Source organism: Natronomonas pharaonis DSM 2160, from assembly GCF_000026045.1.
Classification (GTDB): Archaea; Halobacteriota; Halobacteria; order Halobacteriales; family Haloarculaceae; genus Natronomonas; species Natronomonas pharaonis.
This window is the reverse complement of the sequence record NC_007426.1, coordinates 116,525-129,050: the sequence shown is the minus strand read 5'-3', so window position 1 is coordinate 129,050 and position 12,526 is coordinate 116,525. Positions and strand designations below refer to the sequence as shown.

At 65.0% G+C, this 12,526-nt stretch carries 12 protein-coding genes; 7 read left to right on the top strand and 5 right to left on the bottom strand.

The window, feature by feature from the left end:
- Nucleotides 1-31: 31 nt before the first annotated feature.
- The 5 genes from NP_RS00635 (at nt 32) to NP_RS00615 (ending at nt 4,282) form a co-directional block, all read left to right on the top strand.
- Nucleotides 32-1,225, top strand: coding sequence for a PQQ-dependent sugar dehydrogenase (locus NP_RS00635; RefSeq protein WP_011321857.1), 1,194 nt, complete (start codon nt 32-34; stop codon nt 1,223-1,225).
- Between the two features lie 199 nt (nt 1,226-1,424).
- Nucleotides 1,425-1,850 (top strand): nickel-responsive transcriptional regulator NikR, encoded by a 426-nt coding sequence (gene nikR, locus NP_RS00630; protein WP_011321856.1) that lies wholly within the window; start codon nt 1,425-1,427, stop codon nt 1,848-1,850.
- Between the two features lie 60 nt (nt 1,851-1,910).
- The gene (locus NP_RS00625; RefSeq protein ID WP_011321855.1) at nt 1,911-2,429 is read left to right on the top strand and encodes a DUF411 domain-containing protein; all 519 of its coding nucleotides are present in this window, start codon (nt 1,911-1,913) and stop codon (nt 2,427-2,429) included.
- A gap of 98 nt (nt 2,430-2,527) precedes the next feature.
- Complete coding sequence (locus tag NP_RS00620; protein WP_011321854.1) at nt 2,528-3,436, top strand: serine/threonine-protein kinase RIO2; 909 nt, start codon at nt 2,528-2,530, stop codon at nt 3,434-3,436.
- Between the two features lie 255 nt (nt 3,437-3,691).
- A complete protein-coding gene (locus NP_RS00615; RefSeq protein WP_011321853.1) occupies nt 3,692-4,282 on the top strand; it encodes a 50S ribosomal protein L15e in 591 nt (196 codons plus the stop codon).
- 190 nt (nt 4,283-4,472) lie between these two features.
- Here the strand turns inward: NP_RS00615 and NP_RS00610 are convergent, their stop codons facing one another.
- Nucleotides 4,473-5,489, bottom strand: coding sequence for an AIR synthase family protein (locus NP_RS00610; protein ID WP_011321852.1), 1,017 nt, complete (start codon nt 5,487-5,489; stop codon nt 4,473-4,475).
- A 103-nt stretch (nt 5,490-5,592) separates the two neighbouring features.
- Between NP_RS00610 and NP_RS00605 the strand changes: the two genes are divergently transcribed.
- Nucleotides 5,593-6,129: a DUF6735 family protein gene (locus NP_RS00605; RefSeq protein ID WP_011321851.1), complete on the top strand. Its 537-nt coding sequence runs from the start codon at nt 5,593-5,595 to the stop codon at nt 6,127-6,129.
- 5 nt (nt 6,130-6,134) lie between these two features.
- On the opposite strand, the gene NP_RS00600 is transcribed toward NP_RS00605, so the two are convergent.
- Nucleotides 6,135-6,842 carry a DUF2270 domain-containing protein gene (locus NP_RS00600; RefSeq protein ID WP_011321850.1) on the bottom strand — a complete coding sequence of 236 codons (708 nt, stop codon included), beginning with the start codon at nt 6,840-6,842 and terminating at the stop codon, nt 6,135-6,137.
- 80 nt (nt 6,843-6,922) lie between these two features.
- Here NP_RS00600 and nucS point away from each other — a divergent pair, with 80 nt between their 5' ends.
- Nucleotides 6,923-7,663, top strand: a complete 741-nt coding sequence (gene nucS / locus NP_RS00595) for an endonuclease NucS (protein ID WP_011321849.1) — start codon at nt 6,923-6,925, stop codon at nt 7,661-7,663.
- A gap of 84 nt (nt 7,664-7,747) precedes the next feature.
- Here nucS and NP_RS00590 read toward each other — a convergent pair whose 3' ends face one another.
- From NP_RS00590 to mutS, 3 genes are all read right to left on the bottom strand, one after another.
- Nucleotides 7,748-9,073, bottom strand: a complete 1,326-nt coding sequence (locus tag NP_RS00590) for a restriction endonuclease (protein ID WP_011321848.1) — start codon at nt 9,071-9,073, stop codon at nt 7,748-7,750.
- 50 nt (nt 9,074-9,123) lie between these two features.
- Nucleotides 9,124-9,789 (bottom strand): hypothetical protein, encoded by a 666-nt coding sequence (locus NP_RS00585; RefSeq protein ID WP_011321847.1) that lies wholly within the window; start codon nt 9,787-9,789, stop codon nt 9,124-9,126.
- Between the two features lie 121 nt (nt 9,790-9,910).
- Nucleotides 9,911-12,481, bottom strand: coding sequence for a DNA mismatch repair protein MutS (gene mutS, locus NP_RS00580; RefSeq protein WP_011321846.1), 2,571 nt, complete (start codon nt 12,479-12,481; stop codon nt 9,911-9,913).
- Nucleotides 12,482-12,526 lie beyond the last annotated feature (45 nt).

Sequence of the window (12,526 nt, the reverse complement as noted above, 5' to 3'; positions counted from 1 at the left end):
TGCCCACTCGTCCCCAATGGCCGGCAGAACAATGCCCCGTTTTGACAGGCGCGACTATCTCCGTGCCGCCGGCCTCGCGGGTGCGGCAGCGCTCGCTGGCTGTACCGATGTCTTCGATGACAACGGAGAGACGCCGGATGCCCCGGAAGAGACTGAGTTTACCGTCGAAACAGTCGCAGACGGGTTCGCCCACCCGTGGGGGATGGCCTTCCTCCCGAACGACGAACAGCTTCTCGTAACCGAACGTGAGGGGTCCCTTTCGCTCCTTGACCGCGAAAGCGGCGATGTCGACCGCCTCGACGGCCTGCCGGATGTCCACGCCGCCGGACAGGGTGGACTGCTCGACATCGCTCTCGACCCCGACTTCGAGTCGGAGCCGTGGGTGTACCTGACCTACGCGGCGACGAACGGTCAGGGAGAGTCGACGACCTGTCTCGGCCGCGGCCGTCTTGCGGCTGCGGACGGCCGACTCGAAGACTTCGAGCGGCTGTACACCGCCGAACCGTTCGTCGACTCGACCCAACACTACGGTTCCCGCGTCGTCTTCGGCGAGGACGGGATGGTGTATATGACGACCGGCGACCGCGGCGACAAGGACTTCGGCCCTGACCACGTCTCCCAGGACCCGAGCAACGACCTCGGGGCGACGCTCCGGCTCGCGCCCGACGGTACCGTTCCGGAGGACAACCCCTTCACGGACGACCCGGACATCAACGACGCGATATTCAGCTACGGCCACCGGAACGCACAAGGGATGGATATTCACCCCGACACCGGCGACATCTGGCAGAGCGAACACGGCGAACGGGACGGCGACGAAATCAACATCATCGAACGCGGCGGCAATCACGGCTGGCCGGTCGTCCACTACGGCTGCGAGTACGGCACCGACGAGCCGGTCGGCGAACAGCCCCACGAACGCGACGACACTGTCGGCCCCGTCTACTACTGGGAGTGTGGCTCCGGCGGATTCCCGCCGTCGGGGGCGATGTTCTACGACGGCGACGCCTTCCCCGAGTGGCGCGGCGACCTCTTTGTCGGAAATCTCGCCGGCCAATACCTCGGCCGGTTCACTGTCGACGGGACTGTGGTCGAAGAGACATCGGCACTGCTGGCCGACCGCGACTGGCGGATTCGTGCCATCGAGACCGCACCCGACACCGACTTCATTTACGTCGCCGTCGACGCTGGTGACGCCCCCATCGTCCGTCTCCGTCCCGCTTGACCTTCGAGGCGTGCACCACAACGCCCACAACTACCCGGTGTCCACATCCTACCGGGCGGTCGAGTTCGCTTCATCCACCTGCCGCCCTCCGCGTTTTTCCGCCGTTCGATTCCCTGATAACAGCTATCTCCTTCGGAGGACGGTCGACTATCGCCCCAAACGCACAATCTTTAACATATTTCCGACGCTCAGTTAATACATGACCGTCGTAAGCGTCTCGATGCCGGAATCGCTCCTCGACCGACTCGACGAGTTCGCGGAAGAACACGGCTACACCGGCCGTAGCGAGGTTGTCCGGGAGGCCTCCCGCAACCTGCTCGGGGAGTTCGAGGATAAGAAACTGGAGGGCCGCGAACTGATGGGCGTCGTCACCGTCGTCTTCGACCACGAGACATCCAGTGCCGAAGAACGGATGATGCAGATACGCCACGACCACGAACACACGGTCGTCTCGAACGTTCACAACCACGTCGGCGACCACTACTGCATGGAACTTTTCATCCTCGAAGGCGAACTGGACGAGATATCGACCTTCGTCGGAAAGGTCAGAGCAACGAGTGACATCCTCTCTGTGGATTACTCGGTCGTTCCGCTCGACGACTTCGAGGCCGACCTCGCCCACTAACCAGTCCCGAACTGTTGGACTCCCCGCGACAGTTTTTATTCTGTGGCGTGAAAGCCGTTTATGGAGCTTTCACGCCGCAGTTTCCTGGCGACGAGTGCCGTCGCCACTGCTGGCTTCGCCGGCTGTACCGGTGATTCTGGTGACCCTGACCCGCCACAGCAGTCGACCGGCACCGCCGACTGGACGTGGGATGGCGACGTTCCAGTAGACTCCGTCGTCCAGTACCACCAGCCGTCGTGTGGCTGTTGTGGCGAGTACGTCGACTACCTCGAACGGAACGGCATTGCTGTCTCCGTCGAGGAGCGTCCCGACTTCGATTCCTTTGTCGCGACGAAAGCCGACCTCGGTGTCCCCGAGTCGATGCGCAGCTGTCATACTATCGAGTTCGGCTCCTATCTCGTCGAGGGCCACGTACCACTGTCGGCCATCGAGCGTCTCTTCGACGACGAGGCCGCTGTCGCCGGCCTTGCGATTCCCGGAATGCCCCAACACGCACCCGGAATGGGCCCACCGAGCGACGACCCGCTTACCGTCTACGCCTTCGATGACGAAGGGACACGGCCGTTCGACGACGTATAGGCCATTCTGTATAGCGTTGTTTGGTTTACGAGCGCCCCCGGCCTCCCGGAAAGCGCACGCGAGGCCCTTTTGAGTGTGGGTTTCCTACGCCGTGGTAGATGGTCCAGAACGTCGCCACGCAGATGGCCGAGTTGGAGGAGCCGGATTTCCATCTGCTTTCGGGCATCGAACACGGGATGCGGTTCTCACGGTGGGTCGCCGAGGGGAAGCTACCGAAGTTCTCTCGGCTTGACGAAGAAGAGTTGACCTACCGCCTCGACCGCTGCATGGACCGCGAACTCATCGAGCGGAAGACGATTCAGTACACCGGCTACCGGCTCACTTTCGAGGGATACGACGCGCTGGCGCTGCGAACGTTCTCCGAACGGGAGTCGATAGACGGCGTCGGCTCCCCGCTCGGCGTCGGCAAGGAAAGCGACGTCTACGAGGCCCGGTCGTTTCGCCCGCTTGCCCTGAAGTTCCACCGCGAGGGGTATACCAACTTCCGTGAGGTCCAAAAAGAGCGGGAGTACACCGCCGACAACGAACACCGGTCGTGGTTCTACACGGCCCGTAAGGCAGCCGAGCGGGAGTACGATGCCCTCGAAACACTGTATCCGGAGGTGTCGGTTCCCCGTCCGGTCGACCAGAACCGCCACGCCATCGTGATGGAGAAAGTCGACGGTGTCGAGCTCTCTCGTGCCAAACTCGACGCCGACCAGGTCGTCGGCGTCGCCGAGCTGATACTCGAAGAGATGGCGACCGCCTACAACGCCGGCTACGTCCATGCCGACATGAGCGAGTACAACGTCTTCGTCGCCGCTGACGGCGTGACGATCTTTGATTGGCCGCAGTCGGTCCCGACCGAACACGAAAACAGCGACGAACTGCTGGTCCGCGATGTTGAGAACCTGCTCGGCCACTTTGAGCGGAAGTACCCAAGCGAGACGCCGGCTGTCGACGAGCGGGCGCTCGCTGACGCGCTTGCTGCCGACGAGTTCGATTCGCTGCGTGCCTTCGAGCAGTAAGGCCGCTGCGGGCTGTTTTCCGGACAGACACGTGCTTCCACTGGTTCGCTCCCGTGGTGCGCGATAAACTGCATATTGGGATATAGAAACCACCCGCTCGCGTTACAGCCGCTACCGTTCCGAAGCGCTTAACCACGCCAGCGGCCACGGTTGAAACGACTCGCTGGATGACGGGCACCAGCGGGCACCTGTCGACACAGGCTGGAATGTGACCGGCTCCGCCGGTTGAACCACGAAACGCCCGTGGTGAACATCATGGCACGAAGCTTCTACTCACACATCCGAGAGGCGTGGAAGACGCCCAAGGAAGGAAAGCTCGCGGAACTGCAGTGGCAGCGCCAGCAGGAATGGCGCGACCAGGGCGCAATCGAACGCATCGAACGGCCGACCCGACTCGACAAGGCCCGCTCGCTCGGCTACAAGGCCAAGCAGGGCGTTGTCGTCGCTCGCGTGTCGGTCCGGAAAGGCACGGCCCGCAAACAGCGGTTCAAGGCCGGCCGTCGTTCGAAGCGCCAGGGTGTCAACAAGATCACTCGGCGGAAGAACCTCCAGCGCATCGCCGAAGAGCGCTCCGGACGGAAGTTCCGCAACCTCCGCGTACTGAACAGCTACTGGGTTGGCGAGGACGGCTCGCAGAAATGGTTCGAAGTCATTCTGCTCGACCCCGAGCACGGGGCCATCCAGAACGACGACGACCTGAGCTGGATTTGCGACGACAGCCAGCGCGGCCGCGCCTACCGCGGTCGCACCTCCGCCGGCCAGCGCGGCCGCGGCCAGCAAAAGCGCGGCAAGGGTACTGAACACACCCGTCCGAGCATCCGCGCCAACGACAAGCGCGGCAAGTAACCCACTCTCGCTGTTTTTTTATCGCTGCTGCTGCCGTTCGATAGCCATTGGAACAGAAGTACGGACGCGAACCCGAGCACGACCCACGTCCGTGACAGGAGCTCACGCGCTCCGGCAGCACCGGAACGCAATCGGACCTTTTTGCGCCGACTACTTTATAGTTTCTGTCTAAGAAATTGTTTAGACACGGCTAATTACTTCCCGCCTCTCCAAGCTCCCTGAACGTCTCCCACGCGGGGTCGACACCGGGATGGTCGACCGCCTCGCCGTCGATGTGAACGCCGTCGCCGGCAGTGACAGCGCCGACAATTGCCGCATCGGTCCCCCGGGCTTCGAGTGCGTCAGCGACGGCCGCAAGCGCATCCGGCCGGCCGGTAATCAACAGTGTTCCACGGGCGGAGACAGACCACGGGTCGAGGCCGACGGCCTCGCAGACGGCGTCGATATCCGGCTGTGACGGGGTTGCGTCGCTTTCGATGTCGATGTGGACACCGCTTGCGGCCGCCAGTTCGGCGAGAGCACCCTTGACGCCGCATTCGGTCGCGTCGTGCATCGCCGAAACCGGGGCGGCGTCGGCGGCGGCGAGCGCGTCTTCGACTGCGGTCGTCGCTTCGAGCCGCGCCGCCGCTTGCTGACACGTCTCTTCGGTGACATCAAGAGTATCAGAAAACAGGGTCGCAAACAGCGCCGCAACCTCGCGGCCCGGCCCGCCGGCGAGCAAGAGTCCGTCGCCCGGCCGCGCGCCGTCGGGCCTGACGAGCTGTTCAGGGTCGCCGAAGCCGATGGCCGTCGCGCCGCCGACCCACGGGAAGTCGGTGGCGTGATATCCCGTGTGGCCGGTGACGATATCGACGCCGAGCCGCGAACACGTTTCGTCGACACCGCCCCAGAACGCCGCGAACTCCGCTTCAGCCATCGACTCTGGGAGTGTGAGTGTCACGCTGAGGTGAGTTGGTGGGACGCCACTGACGGCGACGTCGGAGAGGACGCTGTGGACGGCGAGCCGCCCTGCCCGTTCGAACCCGAGCGCCGGGACGACCGAAAGCGGGTCGGCCGTAATCACGAGTGCCTCACCCGCTGGCGTTACGACGCCGAAATCGATACCGTGCTCTGGACCGAGCACCGTCGAATCGGCCGCTGCGCCTAGATTCGGCTGAATCTGTGTCTCGAAGAACTCGCGGTCGACCTTGCCGGACGTATCGGACATTGCCACGTTGGCCATCCGGAAGCGGATTGAATCTATCGGAGAGCTACGCGGGAGGCCGGCTTGCGGGCCGATATTTATAACCGAGCACGCGGCCAGCGGCCCCATGGGTCATCGAACGCTTGTCGCCTACGACCGAGACGGCTACGACCTCCATTACGCACACTGGACACCGGACCCTGAGTCACTGACTGTCGACACGCCGTTTGGCAGGCCACCGGAGGACGACTGGGCTCGCAAGCGGGCCGACCGCTTGCTCGACGCCGAGGGGGGACGGCTGACAGAGCACCGAACGACAGCCGTCGACAGCGACCCGCTGGCGACCGACCTTTCGTTTACCGACATCGGCGGGTACATCGACCCGCTGGAACACGAGCGCCTCTACGTCGTCGACCCGTCGTTTTCGGTCACGACTTACGTTGTCTTCGGCGTCGAAAACGGGCGGCTCAGCCCGCCGGACGCACCGACGGTCGCACTCGTCGGCTACGACGGCGAACGCGACGCCGCCTATCTCCGCGGGTGGTTAGCCGGTGGCCGGGCGGTCCGTGGCGTCGCCGGCCCGGACGGTGCGAGTATCGTTGCGGCGCTGCGCTGGCTCGACCCCGACCGTGGAACCGTCGTTTGGCTACCGGGGTCCGGCTGAGCGCGTCACTTCTTCTTTTTCCAGCGTCCTGGGTCGACCCCGTAGTACTCCCCCTTCGCTTGGCGCTGTCCCGGCCAGAACGTCAGCGCTGCGGTGGCGAAATAGTAGCCAACGACGATTCCAACAACGACAGTGCCGGGAATGCCCGGGACCGATGCGGTTTCGTGCCACTGCTCGCCGGGAACGAAGATTGTAATCCGGAACACCCACGCGAGAAACAGGAGGCTCAACAGCGGGAAATACACTCGGCGGAGACGCCTGGTTACCGCCTCCCGAACCGACACCTTAAGTGTCGGCTTGCGAAGGTCTTCGGCGAGTTCCGACCGCCAGTGGTCATGAACCGTCCCGTTGGGGTTGAACGCGTTCGCGAAGACGTTCTCCTCTATCATCCGGACCCGCGAGCGGGCCGCGTCGTACGACCGGTAGCGCCGGATATCGAATCCCAAGAAGATAGTCAGCGCGAGCATCCCGATGAGCAGGAAGTACGGGGGGCTGTCGGGTGATGCGAACGAAAGCGCTAGCACGGCGGCGATGAGACCGATAGCCCAATCGACCGTCAGGTCGAGGCGGCTGATTCGGGTCGACATCTGGCTGACCTCTCCCCGGTAGTAGTGCGGCAGAAGCGAGAGGAAGTCGGAAGACTCCTCCCCCGCTTTGGCCGCCACCTCGCGCCCCTCCTCGGTGTCCGGGTCAAACGAGTGCTCGTCGTCCATAGCGGCTCCTCGGGCGGCAGACACAAAGAGCCGCTGCCGAGAACGCGACACTTAACCGCGGCTCGCGGCTACCCTCGGCCGTGACAGACGACCCGAGCGAGGACGCGACACGAACGCTTGCCGAGCCGGCTGTCGGTCCGGCGTCGTCGCTCGTCGCCGACGGGCTCGCCAGTGATGCGCTTGTGACGCTTTTTGGCCGCTGCACCGTCGACTACGAGGGGCGGGCGGCGTCCGAACTCGGCCCCGGCGACCGGCACGTGATGCTGAAACCGGACGGGGCGGCGCTCGTCCACACCGACGAGGGACAAAAGCCGGTCAACTGGCAGCCCCCCGGCTGCACCCACGAGTGCCGGGTCGATGACGGCGCACTTGTCATCGAGAGCCGGCGGGAGACGCCCGACGAGCGGCTCGAAATCCGCTTCAGCGATGTTGCTCACGTTGCCGTCTTTCGGCCGACCGACGAGGAGACGCTCGAACTGGAGGGAACCGAAGCCGACCTGAAAGACCGCATCCTCTCGGAGCCGTCGCTCGTCGAGTCGGGGTTTCGACCGCTGGCGACCGAACGCGAGACGCCCGCCGGAGCCGTCGATGTCTACGGCGAGGACAGCGAGGGACGAACAACCGTTCTCGAACTGAAACGGCGGCGTGTCGGTCCAGACGCCGTCGGCCAGCTTGACCGCTACGTTGCGGCGCTGGAGCGTGACCTCCACGCCGACGCCGAGGTTCGCGGCATTCTCGTTGCGCCCTCGGTCACCGAGCGGGCGCGGTCGCTGCTCGCCGAGCAGGGCCTGGAGTTCGTTTCGCTGACGCCACGCGATTAGTTTCCGTGTCTGCAAGTCGCGTCGTTGAATCAGGAAGCCCCTGCCTCAAGGAGCCTGCGAAGCAGGCGAGTAGGCAGGGGTAGTTCACAGGGCGGCGACAGCCACTGCCGCAACGACGAGCAGTGCCGCAGCGACGATAGCAGCCGTCAAATACGGGTTTTCCATCGCTTTGTGATGGATGGGCATTGCTTCGTACTCGTCGCGGAACGCCGCCCGGTTTTCCTCGTCGAAAAAGTACTTTGTCGCATAAAAGAACTCGCCGGTGACCGCACAGCCGGTACAGACCGGCTCCGATTCGAGCCGCTCGGTCTTCGTGTGGGTTCCGCAACTGATGCTGCCGCAGTTCTCACAGTACGTGTACGTTGCCGCGTCGGCCCCAGCCGTCTCGCAGTGAACACAGCGCCGGATGCCATCCGTCCGAGGGACGTGCCGCTCACCGGCGGCGTCGTACTCGTATCGGTGGGTGTAGGCTCCGAGTTCGACGGCAGCGTCGACACGCGGGAGATAACACGGCTCGACCTGCTGGAGGGCAACGTCGTCCGGCGAGGGCCGGCAGGTTTGCTCGTAGGTGACGTTGTTGTCGCCGGTGTAGGCCACCGTCGTTTCAAGGCGGTCACAGAGACGCTCTCTGGTCCAGTCTCTGGCCTCCGATTCCGTCAGCCCGAACCGGACTGCCTCGCCGCCGTGGCGCTTCTGTTCGTCACTGAGGGCGACCGACTCGATGCCGGTCAGGGTGGAAACGCCCCCCGGCGCGAGCCGCGGCCCGGCCGGGTCGGCCTCGACGATGAGGCGGTCCCGGCGGTTGATGCGGTGGATGACGCCGGCCCCCGTCTCGAAGGTCGACCGGGTGACCGCCTCGATATCGACGATGGGGTTGTAGCCCACCTCGACTGCCGGTTCGGGGAGTTTCGTCCGCGGCGGGGCGTTTTTGATTTCCTCGAACACAGCCGCGAGCACGTGCTCGGGGTCGCCGACCGGCAACGTTTCCTCGCAGAGAATCTCGATGCGGCCGTTGCGGAGGTCCATCCCGACCGATTCGCCGAGTTCGCGGATATCCGTTCCATCGAGGAGCTCTATCGGGTGCGGGTCGCCACGCTCCCGTAGCTCTTTGGCGTATTTTTCGGCCGGTCCGGTGAACCGACCCGAGGTGACGACCATCCCGTGTTTCGGGCCGTCGTGGCTGTATGTCGCGACCGCTGAGTGAAGCTTCTGGACGACCGGCCGGGAGACGGTGTCGGTGTGCTTGCACTCGACGACGTAGGCCGTCTCACCGTCGTACATCGTGATGTCGCGGCCCTCGTCTGCCACCCGGGTCGCGACCGAGACATCCTCGTAATCAAGCGCCCGGAACAGCGAGGCGACGGCGTCCTCGAACTCGTAGCCCGAGAGGTCGTCCAGCAGCGTCGTCACGTTCGGCTTCTCGTCACCGGAGGAGAAAAAGCCGCCGTCTGTCGACCGTCTCAGCTACCGATGTTATCGAGGTACGCCGCGATATCGTCGCTGTAGGCGATGACGATGGCGGCACCGAGTCCGACCGCCAGCGCGAGGCCGAGTCCACGGGCAAGCGGTTCGACGACGGCAAAGACGATGCCGGTCCGGAGGTCAAGCAAGTCGAGTGCGATGACGCCGGCGACGAGATAGAGGAACGCCTGTGTCAGCCCACCGAGGATTGGCGCTGCGGCGGTCCCCCGTACCGGTTCCCACGCGGCTGCGCGGCCGCCGACGACGGTCGCCAGCACTGACCCGATGGCGACGACGGCTGCCGCGCCGAGAGCAAACGTCACATACCAGCCGACGGAGACCGCCAGCCCGCTGATACCGCCGATTTCGAGGGCGGCGACGGCTATCGCCGCGCCGATGAGCTTCACGTATCCCGAAATCAGTATTCCTGTCCCGGCCGCGATGTTGTTTGCCGAGGCGTTTCCGGCGATTGGTGTCTGGCTGACCGCATCGAAGAGCCCGGTCTGTGAGAGCCCGCTCCGGACCGTGCCGGCGATTGTGCCGGCGACACCGAACGCGACGGCGAGTATCAGTATCCCGAGGATAAGTCGGGGCAGCAGGTCGATTATCGTGACGATAGCCTCCGCGAACCGCTGTTCGGCGATGTCCAGCAGCTGACCGAGCATGGTATGACTCGCTCCGATACCCGCGACCTTGGTTTTTTGCCTTCTATCGTCGAATCCAAGCGGGCCGTCCGAACGTCGCTCGTCCGATGTGTAAAGCCCCTTTCAGCGCGCCCACAGCAGCTCAGTCGAGCTGTGATTTGAGCCGCGAAAGCAGGTTCAACGCCTCCAGCGGCGTCGTCTCCGCGAGGTCGACGGCCTCTAACTCCGCCAGCAACGCTTCGGGAACGCGCCCGCCATCCGTCGATGCGGCGGCGGCCGGCGGCGTGTCGTTGCTCCGCATTCCGCCGAGAAGCTCGTCGGCTCGGTCGACTACCGCCTCCGGAACGCCCGCCATCTCTGCGACTTCGACCCCGTAGGAGGCTTCGGCGGCCCCCGGCCGCAGGTCGTGGTCGAACTCGACACCGTCGGCCGTCCGGGCGGCCGCGAAGTGGTAGTTTCGCGCTTGCGGGAGTTCGGCGGCCACGTCGGTCAGCTCGTGGTGGTGGGTCGCAAACAGGGTAAACGCGCCGGCCTCATCGTGGAGGTACTCGGTCGTCGCCTGCGCGATGGCGTAGCCGTCGCGGGTCGAGGTACCGCGGCCGACCTCGTCGAGAACGACCAGGCTCCGCCCGTCGGCGGCGTCGAGAATCGTCGACAGCTCCGTCATCTCGACCATGAACGTCGAGCGACCGCCGGCGATGTCGTCCGACGCGCCGACACGAGTGAACACGCGGTCAAATATCGGGACAGCGGCCCGTTCCGCCGGCACGAAACTCCCGAGCTGTGTGAGCACCGAAGTCAGCGCGACCTGGCGCATGTAGGTCGACTTGCCTGACATATTCGGCCCGGTGATGACCGCGAGCGGCTCCGTTGCAGGGAGGTCGGTCGGGTTGGGAACGAACGACGACTCGGTGCGCTCGACGACCGGGTGCCGTCCGCCTTCGATGTAGATACCGTCGGCGTCGACGGTCGGTCGGCAGTAGTCGTACTGGGCGGCGACGGTCGCCAGCGCACAGAGCACGTCGAGTTCGGCGACGGCGCGGGCGGTCTCCTGTATCCGCTCTGTGGCCGCCGCGACCTCCTCTCGGACCGACCGGAAGCGCTCGTATTCGAGTTCGTCGGCCCGGTCTTCGGCCCGGATGATTTCGTCTTCCCGCTCTTTGAGTTCGGGGGTGTAGAACCGCTCGGAGTTTTTCAGCGTCTGCCGCCGCTGATAATCGTCCGGAACGGCATCGAGATTCGGATTCGTGACCTCGATGTAATAGCCGTGAACGGAGTTGTGGCCGACTTTCAGCGAGTCGATGCCGGTGCGCTCGCGCTCTTTGGCTTCGAGGTCGTCTATCCATGCTTTCCCGTCCCGCTCGGTGGCTCGCAGTTCGTCGAGTCGCTCGTCGTAGCCGTCCCGGATGACACCGCCCTCGGTGATTTCGACCGGTGGCGAGTCGACGATGGCGCGGTCGATGAGCTCTCTGACTGCCGTGCAGTCGTCGAGCCGCTCGCGGACCGACGCCAGCTTCTCGCTTTCCCCGGCCGCGTCGTCGAGGCAGGCGCGTAGCTCCGGCACGACAGACAGTGTCGACTCCAGCGCCCGGAGGTCGCGGGCGTCGGCCCGACCGCGGGAGACGGCCGCCACCAGTCGTTCGAGGTCGTACACGTCCGCGAGGCGTTCGCTTGCCCGCTCGCGGTCGCTGACCCGCTCGACAAGCGCCTCGACAGCATCGAGCCGGCGTTCGATTCGGTCGGCGTCCAGCAGCGGCCGGCGGAGCCAATCGCGAAGCTCGCGGCCGCCGAGGGCGCTGGCGGTTTCGTCGAGTGTCTCGACAAGTGCCGCCCCCTCCAGCCCGTGGACGTGCCGCGGCTCGAATATCTCCAGCGAGCGCACCGCCACGGCGTCCAACAGCATGTACTCTCGGGGGTCGTACCGCGTGAGCTGGTTGATATAATCGAGCGGCTCCGTCTCGCCGTCGGTCGTCGTTCCGCGGGCGTACTCGGCGTACGCGAGCAACGCTCCGCAGGCTCGTATTTCGGCGTCGCTGGCGAGCGCTGTCGACCCGAAGTAGGCCTCGACCCGCTCGCGGGCGGCGTCGAGTTCGAAGGCCGACCGCTCGTACGGCGTCACCATGCAGTCCTCGCCGAAGCAGTCGGTCGGCGCGTCGGGGCCGACAACCGCCTCTGCGGGGTCGAACCGCTCGAGTTCGTCTGCGACGCCCGCCGTGCGGTCCAGCCGGGTGGCATAACAGTCACCCGTCGAGACATCCAAGAGGGCCAAACCGTAGCCGTCGGTCAGGCAGGCGACGAAGTTGTTGTCCGCCTCGGCCAGTAGCTCCGTCTCGGTGAGCGTTCCCGGCGTGACAACGCGGGTGACCGCCCGGTCGACGAGTCCTGATGCCGCTTCAGCCGCCTCTACCTGGTCGGCAACGGCGACCCGGTAGCCCGCATCCAGCAGCGTCTCGATGTACGACTCCGCGTTGTCGATGGGGATACCGGCCATCGGATAGGTCCCCGTCGAATCCTCCCGCTGGGTGAGCGTAATCTCCAGCAGGCGGGCGGTCGTCTCGGCGGCCTCACAGAACGTCTCGTAGAAGTCGCCGACCTGGAACAACACGAGCGCGTCGTCGTAGCGCTCACACAGTTCCAGATACTGCGACAGCATCGGCGTGAGTTCGTCGGCCTTCTCGGCCATCGCGGGCGGCGGTCCCAGCGCCTCGTCCATGTGCGATGGTGCGCCTCGGCGGCCAAATACTCACCGACCGCCGGC